At 43.7% G+C, this 20,793-nt stretch carries 19 protein-coding genes; 4 read left to right on the forward strand and 15 right to left on the reverse strand.

Annotated features, from left to right (window positions below):
- Nucleotides 1-37: 37 nt before the first annotated feature.
- Nucleotides 38-1,600 carry a nitric oxide reductase transcriptional regulator NorR gene (norR, locus tag CEX98_RS12760; protein WP_099642444.1) on the reverse strand — a complete coding sequence of 521 codons (1,563 nt, stop codon included), beginning with the start codon at nucleotides 1,598-1,600 and terminating at the stop codon, nucleotides 38-40.
- Between the two features lie 385 nt (nucleotides 1,601-1,985).
- Between norR and CEX98_RS12770 the strand changes: the two genes are divergently transcribed.
- From CEX98_RS12770 to CEX98_RS12785, 4 genes are all read left to right on the forward strand, one after another.
- Nucleotides 1,986-3,203 carry an NnrS family protein gene (locus tag CEX98_RS12770; RefSeq protein ID WP_099642446.1) on the forward strand — a complete coding sequence of 406 codons (1,218 nt, stop codon included), beginning with the start codon at nucleotides 1,986-1,988 and terminating at the stop codon, nucleotides 3,201-3,203.
- A 25-nt stretch (nucleotides 3,204-3,228) separates the two neighbouring features.
- Nucleotides 3,229-4,398 (forward strand): NO-inducible flavohemoprotein, encoded by a 1,170-nt coding sequence (gene hmpA, locus CEX98_RS12775; protein ID WP_099642447.1) that lies wholly within the window; start codon nucleotides 3,229-3,231, stop codon nucleotides 4,396-4,398.
- 265 nt (nucleotides 4,399-4,663) lie between these two features.
- On the forward strand, nucleotides 4,664-5,137 hold the full coding sequence (locus CEX98_RS12780) for a low molecular weight protein-tyrosine-phosphatase (RefSeq protein ID WP_099642448.1): 474 nt from the start codon (nucleotides 4,664-4,666) through the stop codon (nucleotides 5,135-5,137).
- Between the two features lie 64 nt (nucleotides 5,138-5,201).
- Complete coding sequence (locus CEX98_RS12785) at nucleotides 5,202-5,846, forward strand: 2OG-Fe(II) oxygenase (protein WP_099642449.1); 645 nt, start codon at nucleotides 5,202-5,204, stop codon at nucleotides 5,844-5,846.
- A 25-nt stretch (nucleotides 5,847-5,871) separates the two neighbouring features.
- Here the strand turns inward: CEX98_RS12785 and CEX98_RS12790 are convergent, their stop codons facing one another.
- The 14 genes from CEX98_RS12790 to CEX98_RS12855 form a co-directional block, all read right to left on the reverse strand.
- Nucleotides 5,872-7,167, reverse strand: coding sequence for a sensor histidine kinase (locus tag CEX98_RS12790; protein ID WP_099642450.1), 1,296 nt, complete (start codon nucleotides 7,165-7,167; stop codon nucleotides 5,872-5,874).
- A gap of 9 nt (nucleotides 7,168-7,176) precedes the next feature.
- Nucleotides 7,177-8,514, reverse strand: coding sequence for a sigma-54-dependent transcriptional regulator (locus tag CEX98_RS12795; RefSeq protein WP_099642451.1), 1,338 nt, complete (start codon nucleotides 8,512-8,514; stop codon nucleotides 7,177-7,179).
- 245 nt (nucleotides 8,515-8,759) lie between these two features.
- Entirely contained in the window at nucleotides 8,760-9,959 is a 1,200-nt protein-coding gene (locus tag CEX98_RS12800) for an ABC transporter permease (RefSeq protein ID WP_099642452.1), read from the reverse strand.
- Nucleotides 9,960-9,969: 10 nt separating this feature from the next.
- Nucleotides 9,970-11,283, reverse strand: coding sequence for an ABC transporter permease (locus CEX98_RS12805; protein ID WP_099642453.1), 1,314 nt, complete (start codon nucleotides 11,281-11,283; stop codon nucleotides 9,970-9,972).
- 3 nt (nucleotides 11,284-11,286) lie between these two features.
- The gene (locus tag CEX98_RS12810) at nucleotides 11,287-12,009 is read right to left on the reverse strand and encodes an ABC transporter ATP-binding protein (RefSeq protein ID WP_099642454.1); all 723 of its coding nucleotides are present in this window, start codon (nucleotides 12,007-12,009) and stop codon (nucleotides 11,287-11,289) included.
- Nucleotides 12,010-12,023: 14 nt separating this feature from the next.
- Complete coding sequence (locus CEX98_RS12815; RefSeq protein ID WP_099642455.1) at nucleotides 12,024-13,280, reverse strand: efflux RND transporter periplasmic adaptor subunit; 1,257 nt, start codon at nucleotides 13,278-13,280, stop codon at nucleotides 12,024-12,026.
- Between the two features lie 258 nt (nucleotides 13,281-13,538).
- On the reverse strand, nucleotides 13,539-14,936 hold the full coding sequence (locus CEX98_RS12820; protein ID WP_099642456.1) for a hybrid sensor histidine kinase/response regulator: 1,398 nt from the start codon (nucleotides 14,934-14,936) through the stop codon (nucleotides 13,539-13,541).
- A gap of 246 nt (nucleotides 14,937-15,182) precedes the next feature.
- Nucleotides 15,183-15,761 carry a thymidine kinase gene (locus CEX98_RS12825; protein ID WP_099642457.1) on the reverse strand — a complete coding sequence of 193 codons (579 nt, stop codon included), beginning with the start codon at nucleotides 15,759-15,761 and terminating at the stop codon, nucleotides 15,183-15,185.
- Between the two features lie 56 nt (nucleotides 15,762-15,817).
- Nucleotides 15,818-16,591, reverse strand: coding sequence for an amino acid ABC transporter substrate-binding protein (locus CEX98_RS12830; protein ID WP_099642458.1), 774 nt, complete (start codon nucleotides 16,589-16,591; stop codon nucleotides 15,818-15,820).
- 57 nt (nucleotides 16,592-16,648) lie between these two features.
- The gene (locus tag CEX98_RS12835) at nucleotides 16,649-17,110 is read right to left on the reverse strand and encodes a methylated-DNA--[protein]-cysteine S-methyltransferase (RefSeq protein ID WP_099642459.1); all 462 of its coding nucleotides are present in this window, start codon (nucleotides 17,108-17,110) and stop codon (nucleotides 16,649-16,651) included.
- Nucleotides 17,107-18,465: an AlkA N-terminal domain-containing protein gene (locus CEX98_RS12840; RefSeq protein ID WP_099642460.1), complete on the reverse strand. Its 1,359-nt coding sequence runs from the start codon at nucleotides 18,463-18,465 to the stop codon at nucleotides 17,107-17,109. Before CEX98_RS12840 ends, CEX98_RS12835 begins: the two co-directional genes overlap by 4 nt.
- A 159-nt stretch (nucleotides 18,466-18,624) precedes the next feature.
- Nucleotides 18,625-19,236, reverse strand: a complete 612-nt coding sequence (locus tag CEX98_RS12845; protein WP_099642461.1) for a superoxide dismutase — start codon at nucleotides 19,234-19,236, stop codon at nucleotides 18,625-18,627.
- A 14-nt stretch (nucleotides 19,237-19,250) separates the two neighbouring features.
- Nucleotides 19,251-19,769 carry a hypothetical protein gene (locus CEX98_RS12850; RefSeq protein WP_099642462.1) on the reverse strand — a complete coding sequence of 173 codons (519 nt, stop codon included), beginning with the start codon at nucleotides 19,767-19,769 and terminating at the stop codon, nucleotides 19,251-19,253.
- Nucleotides 19,770-19,876: 107 nt separating this feature from the next.
- Complete coding sequence (locus tag CEX98_RS12855) at nucleotides 19,877-20,761, reverse strand: cation diffusion facilitator family transporter (protein ID WP_099642463.1); 885 nt, start codon at nucleotides 20,759-20,761, stop codon at nucleotides 19,877-19,879.
- Between the last annotated feature and the right edge of the window lie 32 nt (nucleotides 20,762-20,793).

A 20,793-nucleotide genomic window follows, 5' to 3' on the forward strand; every position in this document is an offset into this window, starting at 1 on the left:
CATTTAGGGTTTCGTCTATTAAGCAGGGTGTAAGCCGTTAAATCAGTTGCTTTTTCATATCCAAACCCAAGCGTTTTGCTAGTCTCACCAAATTAGCTCTGTCCATGTCTAACGCCCTAGCCGCTGCGGACCAATTTAACGCGTTTCGTTCCATTGCTTTAATAATCATGTCTTTTTGTAGCGCCTCTACAGCAGACTTCATGGTAAGTGGCGCCGTAGTATCAAACTCAGGGGAGCTCGATTGTGGTGTGGTGTCTTGCTTATGTGACGAGGAAATATCAACCTCATGGATCTCAATAATGTCTGCTTGCCACTGCTGATGTTTGGCTTTTAATGCCGCCCGACTCACACAGTGTTCAAGTTCTCTGACATTGCCAGGCCAATCGTAATGCAGCAAACATCCTAGTGCTTGCTTATCCATTACGACCTGTTTTACATTCAAGGTGGCTCTCAACTGTTCAAGAAAAAAGCCCACCAGTAACGGAATATCATCCAAACGCTCTTGTAATCTCGGTACATGTAGTGGATACACACTTAATCGGTGATACAGATCCGCTCTAAACTTGCCGCGCTTTACCTCTGCTTTTAAGTCGCGGTTCGTTGCGGCCACCACTCTCACGTCAACCACACTAATACTGTCAGACCCCACTGCTTGCACTTCACCACTTTGTAGCACCCGTAGCAGCTTGCTTTGTAAACTTGAGCTCAATTCACCCACTTCGTCTAAGAACAAAGTGCCGCCATCAGCAATGGTAAATTTGCCAGACCTATCTTTATCTGCGCCTGTAAAGGCCCCTTTTTTATGACCAAAGAGCTCACTTTCGGCTATGGAGTCGGGTAAGGCTGCGCAGTTAATTTGTACAAATGGCGCATCTTTACGCTGAGAATGAAGGTGGACATGCTTTGCAACTAACTCTTTGCCAGTACCTGTATCTCCTTGTATCAACACATTAAACTCTGAGCTTGCAACCAACTCAATTTCTGCTTTTAAAGATTGCATTAGCTCACTCTCACCCACCAATATTTGCTTAGTACTGGTTTTTTGAGGCTGAGAGTGTGCTTGCGCTCTAGTGTGTTCATACAGACGAACCGCTTCATAAACCCGCGCAGTATTGCTCGATACAATCGCTTGTAACGTCTTCATATACACATCAGACAAATACTCAAAGCTATCTGGTTTAAGGCTGTCGAAAGTCACCAGCACAGTATTATTCTTAAGCGCAACCTTAAACCCCATACAAGCATGCACTGGCAGACGGTTTTCTTCCGCTAGTAACAAACCATCGTAAGGATCTGCAAGTTCACTTTGGGCAGAAAAGCTCACTACCTCTTCAGAATCATATATAGCCTTAAGACGCGGCTGCTCAGTCAGTAAAAAGCGGCGGCCGACCGCATCGGCACTCAGTCCACTACATGCCAAAATCGTCAGTGCCTGCTGATCACCATACAACACAGCTATCGCATCAGCGGTAACACACTGACTTAACGCTGATAATAAGGTTTTTGCATAGTGTTTTAGCGTACTCCCTCCACCGTTTTGGGCAAACCGCGAAAGAGACATACTCAATTCGAGTAACTTAGAGAGCTCAAGAGAATTCATGTCAAAATGACTCAATTATTTATATAAACACAAATAAAGGTAGGTCAATTTGACTCAAAAAACAAGAAATTAAATTTAACCCTCTGAATTTAATAGAGTTATAAACTTGGCGCGACACCTGCAATATACCGAATAAGTAACATCATTCGCTAAGGCAATTATGAATCGCGTTTATCAACTTTTAAAATACAGCAATATCACTATCGCCGTTTCACTTTGTGCTTTTTTGTTGGCACTACAGGTAAGCTTTTTTAGTGCCGAGAGTTTCAGCCTTATTTCACAAGTTGCTGCCCACATCAGTACCATAGTGTTAGCAGGATCCGTTAAGCTTGCTTACGTTGTCCGTCTCGTGTGTCTCTACCACCTTGGTTTGGAGGTGAGATAAATGGCACTTATACAACTAGAAGAGCACCAAGCAACTGCTTTTAAATGGCAAACCCCAGCAACTTGGCCCGTGTTGATGTTGGGCTTTAGAGCCCTGTTTTTGTTAGCTGGAATATTTGCTGTGGTGAGCGTGTCTATTTGGGCCTTTATATTAAATGGCGGCTTAGTTTGGACTCATGCTTACCCCGCAACTTACTGGCATGCTCACGAAATGTTGTTTGGTTTTGCAGGAGCCGTAGTTGCAGGTTTTTTACTTACAGCGGCAAAAAACTGGACACAAAGACAAACCTTACATGGCGCTAGCTTACTCCTATTGTGTGGTATTTGGTTGGCTGCAAGGCTGAGCTTTTTTGTGCCCCACTCATCCCTTCTCTTTACTTTATTATTGCAACTAGGTTTTTGGTTGATGGTTTTAGTGAATTTGACCAAAGTTATCTTAGATGCAAACTCGAACAATAATCGCGTGTTTATTTTTGCATTGGGCATCCTGTGTAGCTGTAACACCGTATTTTTACTCTTGCTCCACAGTCAACAATTTCAATTGGTAAGTGCAGTAAGCCAAGCCTCCCTCGTCGCTTATATGTTGCTGATTGGGGTTGTCGGTGGCCGCGTCATCCCCTTTTTTATCGCTCGGGGGCTACAACAACCTCAAAAACCACGTACACCAAAGTTAGATCGCGTGATTTTCTATCTCGCGGTGATCAACGTGGTGGCCTATGTGGTGCACGCCTCTCAACAAACGAGTTACTTTTTAAGTACCACCCTGTTTATCCTCGGTCTGTTCCATTGCGTCAGAGCCATGTATTGGTTCGATTACAAACTGTTTAGTATCCCACTACTTTGGTCATTGTACCTTTCATATTGCGCAATCTCAGTGGGTTTGCTCCTCAACGCTTACAATATCTCCTTCGCTCCTGAGCACCTACGTAGCCACCTTCACTTAGTAGCTATTACAGGAATGGGGTTAATGATTTTAGCCATGATGGCTCGAGTCACCTTAGGACATACAGGGAGGAGATTACAAATTGGCACCCTGACCACGCTTGCTTTCATTTGCATTGCAACATCTGGTCTTATTCGCGCTTTACTCATTCACTTTATGAATCCACACCTTGCTTGGCTGAGCAGCGCAGTCGCTTGGATTATTGGGTTTATGCTTTTTCTTATTTCCTTCGCTCCCATGCTAATGCAAAAACGCATCGACGGGCGAATGGGTTAACACTACTCTCAAACTGGAGACAGTCATGCTTACAAACAACACGATTGCGTTGGTAAAACAAAGTGCACCGCTTTTGGCCCAAGTGGGCCCAGAGATCACAACCCGTTTTTATCAACGGATGTTCAATCAACACCCTGAGTTAAAAGGTGTATTCAACCAATCTCACCAAACCTCAGGAAAACAACCCTTGGCATTATTTGGCGCCTTAGCGGCTTATGCGAACTATATTGATCAGCCAGAAATACTCAGTGAAGCAATTTTACGTATTAACCATAAACATGTCAGTCTTGGCATTTCTCCTGAGCAATACGATATTGTCGGACATCATTTAATTGCCACACTAAAGGCTGAATTTGGTGACGTGTTTACAGATGAAATAGAGCAAGCTTGGTTGAATGCCTATCAATTTTTAGCGGATTTATTTATTACCGCTGAGCACGGCTTATATCAAACAGCACAGCAACAGCATGGTGGCTGGCAGGGCCTTCGTGAATTTGTCATTGAAAAAGTAGTCAGTAATACTGAGCATATCAAAAGCTTTTACTTAAAACCTCTTGATGGCAAAGCACTGCCAAGTTATCAAGCTGGCCAATTTGTTTCTGTGTTTGTACCAGAAGAAATCATTGGGGTTCAGCAGATCCGCCAATATTCCTTATCTGTTGCCCCTAACCCAACTTACTTTAGAATTTCTGTAAAATCCGATGGTTCAGTATCACAGTACCTACACACGCTCAGTGTCGGTGATACGATAAAACTCACTCCACCTTCAGGCGACTTTGTGAGACATAATACTAAGGCGGCAAAGGTATATATTAGTGCGGGCGTAGGGATCACCCCGATGCTATGTATGCTCGGTGTACATAGTCAGTACACACCTGATGTTGAAGCGCACTTTTTACATGCAAACAAAACGCAGAGTGATTTAGGCTTTACCGCAGAAGTACATCAGTTAGGTCAATCTATCCAGCACTTTAGCACGACCACTTGGTTAGAGTCTGATCCAAAAGGCACAGCCTCAGGGTTAATGGATATCCATGCAATAAAAGAGACCCTACCGACCGAACAAGGTGAATTTTACCTATGTGGCCCACTTGCTTTTATGACCTTTATTAAAGGGCAACTACAAGACGTCGGTGTTAATCCAGAACGGATCTTCTATGAGATATTTGGCCCTCACGAAAACCTGCCTAATTAACCTAATCTTCGGATAACTAACACTCCTTAAACCCTTGAGGTAATATGAGGCGAGAAAACAATAGCGCGCATTGTGCCGCGCTTTCTCCCTCATCATAAATAATACCAATTGAATTCATTCTCTAATCAGTTAGAAGGATGAAATAGCTCATTTACTCAATACATTTGGTATAAATGTAACGGTGAATTAAGTATATTTCACTTTTTATCACAGGAATAAATCGGTACACTGCGGCTACGACTTAGCGTATTTGAAGGATACTGACGTGAGCGCAATTACTAATATTCTCGTCGTCTGCATGGGTAACATCTGTCGTTCTCCCACGATGGAAGCCGTGTTAAAAAGTAAATTGGCAGCAACCGAGCTCACTACTCAAGTGGACTCTGCTGGCACCATAGGTTATCACCAAGGTAATCCTCCCGATCCCCGAAGTGTTGCAGCTGGTAGTGCACGAGGGTACGACTTTTCTGGCATGGCTGCGCAGCAAGTAAAACCCAGTGATTTTGAAGATTATGACCTTATTTTATGTGCCGATGAGTCTAACTATCGAGATTTAGTGTCTATTTGTCCAAGTGGCTTAGAACATAAAGTACAGCTGTTTTTAGTCTATGGCGAAGCCACCGAAAGCGAAGTGCCTGATCCTTATTATGGTGGTGAACACGGCTTTGAGCATGTCCTTGACTTAATCGAAGCGGCAAGCGAAACCATCATTAACAAAATTCGCTTATCGACAAGGTAAAATTAACTCACTGGATTGAACGCCAGTAACGCGGTAAAAAGGCGTCTTTTTAGAGGCCCCGCTATTGTTAGATTTAGACTTAGCATTTCCATTCGAGAAGTTAGCACAGGATTTACAGACGACAGGCATTAGTATCTTGCCAAACTTCGTCAGTCCTGACATTTTATCCAAGTTAGAATTGAGAATAGCTGAGCTCAGCAGCGATGATTTTAAACAGGCCGGAATTGGTCGCTTAGCGGATCACGAACAGAATAAAAAAATCCGCCGAGATAAAATTCACTGGTTGGACTCAAATAATGCATATGAGTCTGTCTGGCTAAGTTATATGGGTGAGCTGAAAACCTACTTAAACCGTCGCTTATTTATGGGTCTGTTTAGCTATGAGAGCCATTTTGCTATTTACCCTCCAGGGGCATTTTATAAAAAGCATATGGATGCCTTTAAGGGAAAAACCAACCGAATTTTGACTACTGTGCTTTATTTGAATCAATCTTGGTCACCAGAAAATGGCGGCGAGCTTGTTGTATATCACCCTGATAATCATGATGAAATACTCACCACTGTCTTGCCAAGTTATGGCACTTTAGTGACATTTTTAAGTGATGAATTTCCCCATGAAGTATTAGTTGCGAACGAAAAACGTTATTCAATCGCGGGCTGGTTTAGAGTCAATACCAGTATTAATCACGCAATTGATCCACCTAAGTAAGCAAAATGTCCACTGCCAATTCAGCTTATGAGCCGTGCGTTTTATTAGGTAAGCGGATCTCCACACACAACCCGTTACCATCACGGTTATACAAGCTGATTTGGCCATTATGGGCTTCAACTATTTCTCGGCAAAGTGCGAGCCCAAGGCCAGTACCTGAAGCTTTTGTAGAATAAAACGGCACTAAGGCATTGGCCATCACAGCCTCACTCATTCCTTCGCCGCGGTCGAGTACCCAGATATACAGCTCTGTGGTCCGCTGCTCAGAGTGAACCCATATCTCGCTCAGCTCTGAGCCTGACTCAGTCGCATTCTTTATCAAGTTAATTAGTAATTGCTCGATTTGGGTGCTGTCTGCTTGCAACTTTGTATGCTTCAATTGGCATCTAAATGTCCAATGGTTTTGCAAATCGCGGCATAACGCCTGTAAATCTACAGTCACCATGTTTGGAGTAGGCAGTTTGGCGAATTTGCCATAACCTTGCACAAATTCGCTGAGGTGAACAATACGCTCTTCAATGGTGGCAAACACTCGGCTTAGTCTTGGCTCATCCACTCGCTCTGCAAGAATTTGCCCGCTATGCAGCATAGATGAAATCGGCCCGAGTGAGTTATTCAATTCATGGCTAATGATCCGGATCACCTTTTTCCAAACCTGAACCTCTTGACGACTTAGCTCTCGGGTAAACTGTTTAAAGATATATAATTTATGAAAATGGTTATTCAGCAATAGTTCGCCATTGGCGAGGTGCCACATCTGTGACTCACCGGTTGCATTTTGCATGGAGAATAAGCCATCAAGTTGCTTGGTTGCAGCCTGCTGAAGCTCTTCGGGCACAGCCGATAACAAATGAGTAAAGTGTTCTCCCTCTAGGCGATGTTCACAGTTAAAGAATGTCTTTGCGCTGGTATTTGCAAATACCACTACATCTTGAGCGTCTACCAATACAAGCACTTGAGGGGAAGACTCAAGCACTTTATCCAACATTAATTCGCGTTGATAAATCCACTGTTTTTCTTCCCTAAGCTGCTCTGCCGTTTCGTTAAATAGTTGGCAAAGTTTGCCCAGCTCATTGTTGGCATCATAAGTAATGGAAGTAGAGAACTCGCCATCCTTAAAATTGAGCAACCCCACCTCTAGTGCGTCCCATCCCGCTCTGCTTTCTCGGCTGAGTAACCTTTGTGTAAGCAAAGCAATACTTAGTGAGGCCAATAATACCCAGAAAAACCACGTATGATCTTCAAGTAAAAACCAAACTGGAATAAAGCCCAAAATGATACTGGTTGCGATCACTATCGTCTGTTGCTGCGACGTTTTCATGCCTGTACCTTAGTAGTCAATATCAAACTTTTGCAGACGACGGTATAGCGCTTGTCGGCTCATATTAAAATGTCGCGCCACTTTTGCAATTACGCCCATATGCGTTTTTAATGCTTGCTCCAATTCTTCTTTACTTGGCTCCTGGGATATTTGATTTTCTGGATTTCGCACCGCCTTTTGCTGCTCCAACCCAAAGTCCTTAGCGGTTAACTCTCCCGCAGGGTTAAGCACCTCAGCCCGTTTACAGGCATTTTCTAGTTCTCGAACGTTGCCGGGCCATATATGATTACAGAGGGCTTGCTGCGCTTCATCGGTGAGTACCCTGTCAGGTAAAAAGTGAGATACTAAAGGTAAAATGTCATCAACTCGGTTTGCCAGTGCCGGTAAGTTCAGTTCAATAACATTCAAACGATAATATAAGTCTTCACGGAATCGACCAGCACGAATATCCGCTAATAAATCCGCATTAGTTGCCGAAATCACACGAACAGCAACCTGTTTGGTCTCGACGGACCCTAGCCGTTCAAACTCGCCACTTTGCAACACTCGCAATAACTTAGTTTGCCCAGGTAAAGGTAAATTACCTATTTCATCCAAAAACAGTGTGCCTTTATCTGCCGCTTCAAAACGTCCTATACGCTGCTTATTTGCCCCCGTGTAAGCGCCACTTTCAGCACCGAACAGCTCCGCTTCGATTAACTCACTGGGCAATGCTCCCGCATTCACTTTAACAAAAGGCATTGCTTGTAACGGTGAATTAGCCTGAATGATCTCTGCGATTTTCTCCTTGCCGCTGCCATTGGGGCCTGTGATAAGTACAGACACGTCAGATTTCGCGACTTGTAGCGCCATATCAATCACTCGCTGCATGGCCACCGATTTATAAACAAACCCACATAAATTAGCTCCTTGGCTAAACTGTTGGCGTTCATGCTCAACACGTTCAAAAGTAGCAACTTGTTTTTGTGCTTTACCAAGCGCAATAAGATTCGAAATGGTAGTCAGGAGCTTTTGGTCATCCCAAGGCTTTGCTAAATAGTCTGCTGCACCAGCCTTCACTAACTCTACCGCTGTCGTCAACTCAGTCCAAGCCGTTAGTAAAATAATGGGCAATTCTGCATTTAGCGCTTTAAGTTGATGAAACAGCGCAACCCCTTCTTCCCCAGAGGTTGTATCTGCACTAAAGTTCATATCTTGGATAACCAGCTCAACTTGCTGAAACGACACCACTTTAATTGCTTCTAGCGGCGAGTTCGCGGTCACCACTTGATAGTCGTGCAACTCAAGTAGTAATGAAAGCGAGTCAAGTACCGCAGGGTTATCATCAACAACTAAGATCTTATCCATATGATTTTATTCTTTTTATTAGTGCTAGTAGACAATACTAGCACATCGAGAGCGAAAGTAGAGGACATACCCAAAGTAAACTGCCTTGTACCAAATGTATTAAGTAAATGCGCTATTTGAAGCGTAGAAATAGCGTTAGTAGCTAGACAAAAATTTTGCTCTTTAGTTGCTCTAAATGAAAATTTTTAACAACGCTAATATGCTATTTCATCCTGCAATTGATTAGAGAACTAATTCAATTAGTGTTAAACGCTTCTGGTGGCAATACTTGGGGATATACCCGCAGCTTTTTTAGCCGGTAGGATCACTGACACAACAGATAAAATGATCAAGCCCAACGCGGTTATCCCAATATAACTCATCTCAAGCGGAGGTACAGAATACAGCGACATAAGCTGTTGCCCGAGGTAAATCGTTGCCACAGCGCCAATCACTAGCCCCACGGCACACACCACTAGGTTTTCTACAACAAAATAACGCACGATAGCAGACTTACGCGCCCCTAAGGCCCTTCGAGTTCCTATCTGTTTCGTGCGTTTGCTGATGTTAAACTGTGTTAGGCCAAATATACCAAGGGCAGTGACGGTAACCAGTGCAGCAATGAGCACCAGCAGCATTCTCAACATCAACACATCCTTCGAGTTATATCTAGCTTTTACTTCATCAAGCCCTTTAATGCTAGTGATAACGCGATTTGGATTATCTTGCAGTAGTGCGGACTCTATTTTCTTCATGACTTCATCGCGCATCTTGGGTTCAGTACGAACTAAAAACTTTTGAAAACCGTCGGAATTAACCATGGGAAATACTATCAACCGTTCAGCATTGTTAAAACGCGGCCATGAATTCACCATTTGTTCTACAATTCCGACGACTTGTAGTGGTGCCCCACCAAAATAGATTGTTCCCCCAAGGCCCTTTCCTTCACCAAATATTTCGTCGGTAAATGCTTTACTTGCAATAACAACATCAGGCTGCCTAGCGTACTCACTAGAAATTAATACATCATTGGCAGTAAAATCACGCCCTTCAATGAGTTTTACGCCCATGGTTCGGATCACCTGTTCATTGCCGTACATATGACCTGCACTGATATTCTTACCATCTTCAGGCGTTAAGCTAAAACCCGAGTTACTGCCGCCACCGGACAGTGGGACTGAACTCACTCCCGCAGCTTCAATGACACCCGGGATCGCCTTTAATGTGTTTTCATCAATGATAAGTTGCTTGTTAACATCAATACTTTCATCAAACGACATCACATTAAACGTCAGAATTGCTTCTTCTGGGTAGCCCGTTGGCTTATTGAGATACGTGACCCTTTCGCTAATAATAGACAATGAATTGCTGACAATCGCTAATGTTAGAGCAAGCTGCAAAATGGCAAGTACAGCGCCTACCTTAGCGCGCAGTAGTGCATTAATAATCGGTTTTAACTCCAGCATGGTAGGCTCCTTATTGCACTTTTAAATAGGTTGCTGGTGAGGTTTTACAAACCACCCACGCAGGGTAAAGTCCAGCGAGAATACAAGTTACGATGGCAATAGTTGGCGCGGCCAGTAACATAGTAACATCCATCGTTGCTAGGGTCTGGTAGACATGACTGGTTGTGCGGATCCCCCATAATCCTAGCTGTGCAAAAGCAATTCCGATCACGCCGCCAATAAAGCCCAGCAAAGCAACTTCCACTAGATGTTGGTAGAACACCTGAATTTTGCTCGCGCCAAGTGCCCGCCTTACGCCAACATCTGGTGCGCGTTTAAGAAATTTTGCCAGCAATAGCCCAAGAATATTTGCTAAACATACAGCGAGAAACATAAAACTTAACCCAATCATCACCTTATTGTCTTCACTGACCACATTGTTGTACTCAATCCATTCCGTTACGTTTCTCAATTTTAGTTCTCGCGTGTCGCGGTTAAAACGACCTAGCGCCTGTTGTGTTTGAATATAATTATCGAGTTGAGTTGCCAAGGCTTGCTTTTCTTTCTCACTCTCTAATTCAACCCAAAACTGAGTCCAGAGCAACTCTGAGTTCATTCTGTCGGTGTAGTTATTTATTTCCTCTCGCTTCCAACCGTTAGTATTGCCCCATGTATCAATCTCGTAGGCAGCAGCGTGACTAAACGGAATAAAAACACGCTCAGCATCGGAAAATGCACCATTGTTTAAATCGTACATTTTAACATTGGGCTGCCACTCCTTTGTGACTCCCACCACCTGATACCGACGCTGGGCTAAATAAATACTTTCTCCTACCACGTCAACGCGACCAAATAACTTCTCGGCAATGGTTTCATCAATCACAACCACAGGCGCGGCGTTGTCAGCTTGGCTTTGACTCCATACCCCACCATACAAAAAGCGCAACTCGAACATGGCAAAAAACTCTCGCGTGGTTAGCCTTGTGGTTTGTAGCACAGGGCTCACTTCAGGATTATTTAGATGAACCGCAAAACCAGACTTAAACATGGCAACCTTTTTATCGATGTCGAGCACTTGATAGAGGTTTTTTGCATCCAAGAAAGTAAGTTGAAAGGGAATATCATCCGATGAATGATAGGTCTCTCCTTCGTCCATCACTTGTAGCTGTACCGCGTAAAGTTGGCTGCTTTTATTTGGGATAGGATCAGCCGACATCATGTGATAAACAGACAAACTCACCATCGTTATGCCGATACCTATGGCAATAGCCAGCGTCATTAGGCCGGTCGCGACAGGAGTAGCACGGAGGCTTCTCCAAGCTAAATCGAGATAATGTACAAACATAGCTTAAACCCCTATCTGAGATTTAGTTGGATGTATCTGCGCATCTTTACCTTGGTACAAAGTAAAATCAGCCACTTGACCATCTACTATCTGAATATTTCTTGGGGTACGTCTTGCTAATTCGGGGTCATGGGTCACCATGACTATGGTCGCACCATCACGGTTAATCTGCTCAAGTAACCCCATCACTTGGCGTGCCATTAGGCTATCTAAGTTACCGGTCGGTTCATCGGCAAGTAGAAATCGCGGCTCGCCGGCAAGCGCCCTTGCTATCGCAACACGCTGCTGCTGCCCACCAGATAATTGTTGGGGTAAGTGTTTTGCACGACCGGCCAAGCCTACCTGCTCTAAGCAACTTTCAATTCGGCGCTTACGCTCGGCAGCTTTGATCCCTCTGTAGCGCAGCGGCACTTCAATATTTTCATATAGATTTAAATCAGGGATTAAGTTAAAACCTTGAAAAATAAACCCTATTTTTTGATTTCTTAAATCAGCCCTCTGGTTGTCATTGAGCTTGCCAACATCAATGTCATCCAACAGATATTGTCCACTGGAATATCCCTCTAGCATACCTGCAATATTTAAGAAGGTTGTTTTACCCGAACCTGAAGGGCCAGTCACGGCAATAAACTCGCCCTCTTTCACTTGCAGGTTAAAGTCTCTTAGGGCATGTGTTTGCACCATATCAGTCTGATACACTTTGCCGATATTGTTCATTACTAACATTATGATTTTCCTTCTTATCTTAATAGTATGCTAGGCGCGCGGTCGAACGCGTCATAACTGCTGATGATGATTTGGTCACCTGGTTTCAGACCATCGAGTACTTCCACTTCACTGATGCTGGAAGTGCCAGTGGTAATTTCTACGCGCTCGGCGATATCACCATTGAGTTTGTAAGCAACGTGTCCTCCTTCGCTCATAAAGGCTCCTCGCTTGACCATTAGTGTATTTTCTTTTTGTTCCAATAGGATCCGTGCCGACAAACGCTGGTTTTGCCTAATGCCTTCAACGTCTTTATCCGAGAAACGCACTCGAGCGGTAACTTCTCGGTTATTTACCTCAGGAGAAATAGCGGATAGCACGCCAGAGATGGTTTGGTTACCTATCTTAAGAGACACCGTCATCCCCAACCCCAGCTCTGCGGCATAGCTTTCAGGCACCTGTAGCTCTGCTTCATATGCGCTCAAATCCACCAGCTTCATTAGCCCTTGGTTAGCGTTAACTAACGCATTGTGGTCAACCAACAGATTGCCCACGATCCCTGAAACCGGCGCGGTAATGGTAAGACTGGCAACTTGACGTGTTAACTCCTCAACAATCAAACGTTGTCGCTCTAATTGATTTTCAACCGATTTAAGCTCAAATGCTAAGGTATCTTTACCAAGAGCCACCTCTTGCTCGGCATGATTAAAGTTAAGCTTTGCTCTTGCTAGATTATCTTGGGCTTCTTCTAAGTCTATTTGGCTGATTAGGTTTTTCTCGATAGACAGTTTTGCCCTGCGATCCTCTCTATCAGCCGCAAGAAGCTCAACTCGAGCAAGGTCAAGAGTACGATTGAGCGCTAAGTTTTGGCGTCTGACGTCAAGCTTTTTCCCTTCTAATTCACCGTTTAAGCGCTGTAACTCGGCTTCTTCTTGCTGCAACCGATTGGTTAAGGTTGGACTTTTTACTGTCGCCAATGTTTGCCCTTTATCAACACTGTCACCAGCTTTCACTTGCAAGGCAACATAACCTTGTTCTGGGCTGTAGATTTGTGGCGCATTTGCGGCAACCACACTGCCAGTTGCCGAAATGTCACGGGTAAACTCCCCCTGTGTCACTTTTGCAATCTGCAATCTACTTTTATTTACCGAGCTACTGATACTCGGACCGCCAAATACTACCTGCGCGGCCAGCGCACCAACCAGTAAAAAAATAGCCGTCAAAATAATCCATTTCTTTTTAGGTTGGTGCGACTGAACCACCTCATCTTGGCCACTGGTGTCTTTAATCATGCTCTTCTCCCTTGGATAAATACGTCAAGTGCTGTTGCAATCGTCGCTACAGCTAACATAATCAATGGCGAGATCAAAAAAGCAGTACTTAACCACATATCATTTCTTCTTTATTAAGCTGGTATATGTATTTAGAGGCGAGCTTCGTGCCAAAAGTTAATCTTTTGATTTTATTGGATTATTTAAAATAAATAGACGAGGTAATGTGTCCGCGGACGGAAAAAGTGTCCGAGCCGGACACTTTTTATATCAAATGTATTAAATGATAGGTAACTGAATAGTGGCTATTGTGCCAACACCTACTGTAGATTTAATGCTCAATTGACCACCATGAGATTTAATAATATTCGATGCAACGGTGAGCCCTAACCCCACATGGTTATCCGATGCTTTTGTGGTATAAAATGGATCAAATACACGGTGCACTAGTTTTTCAGCAATACCTTCGCCACAATCTGATATATCAATGATCAGGGTCTCATCTTCAACCATTGTCTTCACATGGATCCCTTTGCGTACCCTTCCGGTGCTTTCCAAGGCATTTTTAATTAAACAATAGAGGCTATGCTCCAGTAAAGCTGGCGCGCAATGTAGCTCCAAAGGCTCACACCTATTCAGTTCAATCAGGCCTAAATTAACCCCATCTAATTCTAGGTTGATCATCACAGAGTCTAATATTTGAGAATGAAAGTCGACTAACTGCAGCTGAGTTTGATTACTTTCGAAAAATACACTGAGCTCTTTAACAATTAACTGAATTCTATCGAGTCCTGCGTGCATTTCTGCCATCACATCATCGCTTTCACTCAAGGTCCAATTGAGCTGATATTCTCGCTCGATTTCATGTAACGCATTAACACTGTCGGGTGAAAGTTGCGCATTATTTGCCAAGAATTGCCATGCTCTGTATAGCTTAACTAAAGCGCCCTGCACAAACTCTAGGTTACTTTTAAGGTAGGCTAAAGGATTATTAATTTCGTGTGCAACCCCTGCCGCAAACTGTCCAACAGAAGCCAATTTCTCAGACTGGATCAAGGCTTGCTGCTGCTGTGCAATGCGATTGTATGCGTCTTTTAATGCTTGGTTTGAGGATTCAAGTTCATGGGTCCGCTGTTTTACTTTTTCTTCTAAGCCCTCATTTAGACTGGTTAATGCTTCGGTCAACGATTCTAGCCGTTTAATATCTCGATAAGACCGTAATGAACTCGTCAGTAGCGTAAATAGCCGTGATTTTGTCAGATCGGTTTTATTTTTGTAGTCGTTTATATCAAAGCGAAGCATTAATTCATGCTCAGGTATGCTACCGGGCTGCCCTGTGCGCAGCACAATGCGCACATTGCGATAACCTAACTCTTCTCGAATGCATTGAACACACTCTAGGCCCGCTTCTTCGCTTTCCATAATCACGTCTAATAAAATTAACGCGATGTCGTCTCGTGATTTCAATACCGCGAGCGCTTCATTTTTGCTGTATGCATGAAGTAATTCGAGTGGCCTTGACTCAAAGCGATACGAGGATAACACCAACTTGGTCACGTCATGGACTTCAGGCTCATCGTCCACCACCAACACCACCCAAGGTTGTATGGGGGCCTCTGTTGTGGGCGCTGTATGCTCCGATACGCTTAAAAAAGATAACGGCTGTTGCTGATTCATGAGATTTTGCACCAATAGATTTGTCCTACAAGCATGGTACAAAGCGTTTATTTTACCAAGTTTAAAATACTAAAAAATCGTATAGGCAAGATTAAAGGTAGGAAAAAAGAATGAATACATAAAGGAAACAAAACCGGACGCGAAGGCCCGGTTGTATTGAGTCTATTGATAGCAAAATAAATTATACCAATTGAATTCATTCTCTAAGCAATTTAAAGGATGAAATAGCAGATTGAAGTGATTAAATTACGAACAAAGCGCCGCTTTATAATGCTTTCGACAAAGAGACACATACCTGTCATTACCACCAATCACAACCTGATCACCATCAGCAATCGCTTTGCCATGTTCATCTGTACGCAATACTCGGTTGGCTTTGCGGCCACAATGACAAATCGTTTTTAACTCGATCAATTTATCCGCCCAAGCAAGCAAATATTGTGACCCTTCGAACAGCTCACCGCGAAAATCAGTTCTTAGGCCATAGCACAAGACAGGTATGCGCAATTCGTCGACGATATCTGTTAATTCTGCCACTTGTGCCTTCGTGAGAAATTGGCATTCGTCAACCAATACGCAGTCAATTTTACTTTCGCTATGGGCAGTGGCGAGAAGCGCTTTCACATCGGTGTGACTTTCAAATACTTGAGCTTCAGCTTCTAAACCTATGCGAGAAGCCACTTTGCCTACACCAGCACGATTATCGATGGCCGCCGTAATAATAAATGGCCGCATCCCACGCTCTCGGTAATTAAACGCAGACTGTAACAAGGTTGTGGATTTACCGGCATTCATTGCCGAATAGTAGAAATAAAGCTGAGCCATGATGCCTAGTTCTAAGTAAAAATTCGCGCTAGTTTACTGGCTCTAGATAAAAAGATCTATTGCTTATCTGGGTGAAATAACTGAGCGTCTAAATAATTTTTATACATTTGATCTAAATCGACTTGTTGACTGGCACGCCAAACTTGCCAGGTTTTTTCTGGATAATTTTGATAAAACTGCTTAGAAAAAGCCATGAAACCAAAGGAGATTTCAATGGGTGGATAAAGCGCTTCGAGCTTATCAAACGGTGGCGATAAAGTGACTGGCATATTGCCTATTTGGCACAACCCAACGGTGGCATCCAATAAATCCTGCTCAACGAGCGCAATCGCATTTTCTAGCGAGTCGGTCTCAAACACCGCAAACTGCTTAGGCAGACCTTCACGAATTGCATACCCTCTTGGTATGGCAAGCTCAACCGGCGTATCAAGCGTAATTTCTGCTTTGTTGGTTTTACTTTTTAGTAAACATGATCCAATGCGGTTAATGGCGTACTGATTATCTATCCCACCATCGGCTTTTTTAGGGTAAGCCATAAATGCTTCGCGAGACTTACGATAACTGGCAACAACGGCATCAACCTTCCCATTTTGTAGTTCATGCAAACAGCGGCTCCAGGGCTTTCGGGTGTAGGTGATATCAACATATTCCAGTAGCCCATCTAGTTGCTTTACAATTTCGATTGTGATGCCAGGGTTAGAATCTGGCATCGTTTGTCCTGCTTCGTGTATAAAGGGCGGCGCGTGTTTATCTTCATAACAGAAGCGAACTTCTGTCGCACTGCTTGCCCAGGTGATAATTGCAAGCGCAAACACAACAAAAAATCTCACAGTGTCTCCAAAAACTCTTCGCGAGGAATAATACTCAGCCTTGTATAACAGTATACGCTATTTTTTGCAGATGATTCCCTCATGACGAAGTAACCATTCTTTTGCCTCCAGCCCACCTGCATAACCCGTTAGCTTGCCATTTGCTCCAATAATACGGTGGCAAGGCACTATAATACTGATCGGGTTTTTGCCATTTGCAGCTCCTACCGCACGCACCGCATTTTTATTACCCAACCGCGCCGCAATCCATCCATAGGTATACGTTTCGCCATAAGGCACCTGAGTTAATACTTGCCAAACTTGCTGTTGAAATTCGGTTCCCTTTACATCAAGTGCAACATCAAACGCTGTGCGTTTACCTTCAAAGTATTCAGTGAGTTGTTGCTTTGCAATTTCTGTATGTTGGTTTTCCCCTTGCGTATATCGTGCTGTTGGAAAAAAGCCCACATAACTGAGTCCAACCGGTGATGCCTGAATTATCCATTGCCCAGTTGGCGATGCTAATGTCGTTTCAATCATAATTGTTGCCATAGCTGAAAAGTTAAATAAGAACGAAAAGGCGCGCACTTGTCTATGTTTATTGTTTTTAGCGATTTTTCCATCGCTTTCTTTACACCTAAGTCACCGCCTAAATAAATATCTGGATGACTTAATCCACGCATTTTCGCATAATCAACGGTCCATGGACCAATACCTTTAATATCTAGCCAATTGTCGAGTTCAACATGTTCAGCGCTAACATATTGTGCTGCAAAAGCTTTAATGGCTGCTTTACGTCTTGCTGGCATTTTAAAGAATGTCAGTTCACTACCGCATATGGCCTTGGCACTAGGAAAGTAGCGGGATTCGCCTTCAGCTTGTGCTCCTAGTTCCTCAACGAGTAAGGCCAGCAAGTTTCTTGCTGCTTGGACACTTATTTGTTGGCCCAAAATGGCTCTCATGCCGGCTTCAAATTCACTCCAAATACCGGGAAGCCTTAATCCCTCTTGCATCGGTAAGTCTGGCGCAGCTTCACGGAGATGAGATTCAATGAATCGGGTATCAGCATCTAAATCAAGAACGCGCCTGATCTGCGCTATCATAGCTACTAATAATGATAAGTCAGATAACGCAACCTCGACTCTAAAGCGATGCTTTTCTGGCTCTATGGTTGCGGTAAAGTGCCCTGTTTCGTTTTGAATTACCACAGTACGCCCATAACTATTCTGCGTTAACCACTCCACTCCCGGTACTATTCGCATAGCTAAAAACTGATGCATTTTTTCCCAGTTATATGGCGGTCGATAGGACAGATAAAGCGTGATAGCAGAGCCTCGCCCCCTCTCTTTTCTAAGCTGACTGGGTGACAGCTGATAGAGTTTTTGAAATGCATCATTGAAACGCCGCAATGAGTTAAACCCGGCGGCAAAAGCCACTTGCGTCACCGCGAGTTCGCTTTGTTGTAGTAGCTGCTTAGCCAAATCACATTGCTTATACAGTGCGTATTGCTTGGGGCTGGTGCCAAAATACTGATTAAAGACTTTGTTTAAGTAACGTACAGAAATACCAAGTCTGGCAGCTAACGCTTCAGTTGAATCGCGTAACAGTCCGCCTTCATCTATGAGCTTTTTAGCTCTGACCGCGGTGGTTTCTGTGCCAAGCCACGCGTAACTGCCTGGGGCACTATCAGGACGGCAGCGTATACAAGGCCGAAACCCAGCTTGAGCAGCATTATGGGCAAATTGAAAATACTCGACATTGTGTTCTTTCGCAGCAGGCGCTGGACATATAGGCCGACAATAAATGCCGGTACTTTTTACTGCAACAAAAAACAACCCGTCAAATCTGGCATCGCGGCTATTTCTGGCTTGAGAGCAAACTTCTGGTGTGTACATGATTTTAGCCCGTAGTGCATTTTCACTTAGTCTACTCGCTATCATTTTAGCAAACTAGCCGTTTTTGGTACTCAATCATAGGTAGAATGGTCAAGAAAAAAGCCCGCTTGGGGCTTCAGTCACTGAGGAAATAGGATGAATTGGTATTAGTCGCTGCGCCTAGGCAACAGCTTGGTTATAGCGCCTTTCAACTTCAGCCCAATTAATCACATGATAAAAAGCGGCAATGTACTCCGGACGGCGGTTTTGATACTTGAGGTAATAGGCATGCTCCCAAACGTCCAAACCTAAAATAGGTGTTTGTTGATCCATAAAGGGACTATCTTGATTCAGGCTACTCGTCACGGCCAACTTGCCATTTTGATCAACCACTAACCACGCCCAACCGCTACCGAATCGGCTTACCGCGGCATTGGTAAAATCGGATTTAAAATTATCAAAGCCACCGAGTTCAGTATCTATCGCTTGCTTTAACGGGCCCTCACCTAGCGGCGCAAAGTCTGGTGTCATAATTTGCCAAAACAAGCTGTGATTATTATGCCCACCCACATGTTCTTGCACCGCTTTTTGTAACGACTCAGGTAAGTTTTTAATGTTTCGTAGCAAGGTTTCGGTATCTTTACCTGCAAATTCCGTCCCTTCTAACGCAGCATTGGCTTTATTAATGTACGTTTGATGGTGCAAGGTGTGATGGATCTCCATCGTTTTTGCGTCAATATGCGGTTCTAATGCGTCATATGAATAGGGTAACTCAGGTAATGTATAAGCCATTCGACCTCCAAATTTTAATGTAAAACGGGAGCATGCAGATGAGTTCTCAGCAATGCATCGTTTATTTGATGAACAAGCTCGGGTAAGTGCGGATAGCGCTGAGCAAAATGGATGAGCGCTTGCCGTGTTTTGTGTAGATGGTGAAGCGCGAGCGGCGCAAGCTCAGTATCAAATTGACAATAGACCGCGTGTATTTTGAAGTGCACAGATATGAGCTGTTGGCATGCCCGTTTAGGCTGTTCAAGTGCAATAAAGGTATCCGCAAGGTTATGTGCAGATACCACTACCGCCGGTAAACTATGCTCAATGGCGTTCATCACCACGCTGTCTTTTTGGCACAACAAAAACTCATCAAGGATCCGAGTGGCGAGTGACAATGCCGCATAATATTCATCTCGAGCGCGCAAAAATGCTTGGGATTTATATGCTTGATTGCCCGATGATATTTTGGCCTGCCACGGAGACAGCACGGAAGATAGCTCGCCAGACTCGCCTGTAAAGTAGATTGTATTGCTGTCTATGAGACTTTTCATATTTCACCCTATAACGATACCAGCTTACTCATACAAGCAAACTGGTTTGAGCTTTTAGGGCACTATATGATCACACAAACATTAATGCAAACCATTTTTATTTGTATTTATGTAATTTCAAAGCAAGCTTCTGCTCTCGCCAGCTCTTCTGTTAATTCAAGTGTGGTATGTGACAGATTAAATTCTTGATATAAAATATTTTTTAAATGAGACAAGGTGCTTTGATCAGCTAAGGAATCAACCACAACCTGTGCCTCTAAAATATATTCATGCTCATTGAGCTGCCACACATGTAGATGACTTACTGCTTTCACGTTATCTTGCGCTTCAAGAAATACTTTAATTTCTTGAATATCGAGATTGTCTGGTGTTGCCTGCATCAAAATTTTGATACTACTTTTACTCAATGCCAGACCATGATAAATAACGTAGGCTGAAATCATCACCGTAGCGATAAGGTCGACTACATACCATTGATATAAAATAATCAAAGTACCTGCCACTATTACGGCAACGGATGCCGCTGCATCGGAGACGTTATGAATAAACGCAGCGCGAATATTTAAACTGGTTTTAGCGCCGGCGGCATAAGTAATGAAAGCCGTGATTAAATCAACAACTAACGCAAGGGCTGCGAGCCAAACAACTATCCACCCGTCTATCGGCTCTGGGTTGATAAACCTAGAAATAGCCTCAAAAAGTAAGTAAATTCCCACTACAATGAGCGTTGCACTGTTGATCAATGCGCCTATGATTTCAGCCCGTTGATACCCATAGGTTAATGACAATGAAGCGGGTTTCTTGGCCACTTTTTGCGCCACTAATGCGATGATAAGGGCGCCTGCATCACTTAAGTTATGCAGCGCATCGGCAACCAATGACAAACTACCCGAGAGAATACCGCCGATGACTTGGGCAACACTGAGCAAAATATTAACAAATACAGCCCAACCAAGTTTGTTTCCATGATGGTGGTGATGAGCATGAGACATAATCAATCCTATTTATTCGATAATGGGGCAGT

Source organism: Pseudoalteromonas piscicida (genome assembly GCF_002744175.1).
In the GTDB taxonomy this organism is placed as follows: Bacteria; Pseudomonadota; Gammaproteobacteria; order Enterobacterales; family Alteromonadaceae; genus Pseudoalteromonas; species Pseudoalteromonas piscicida_B.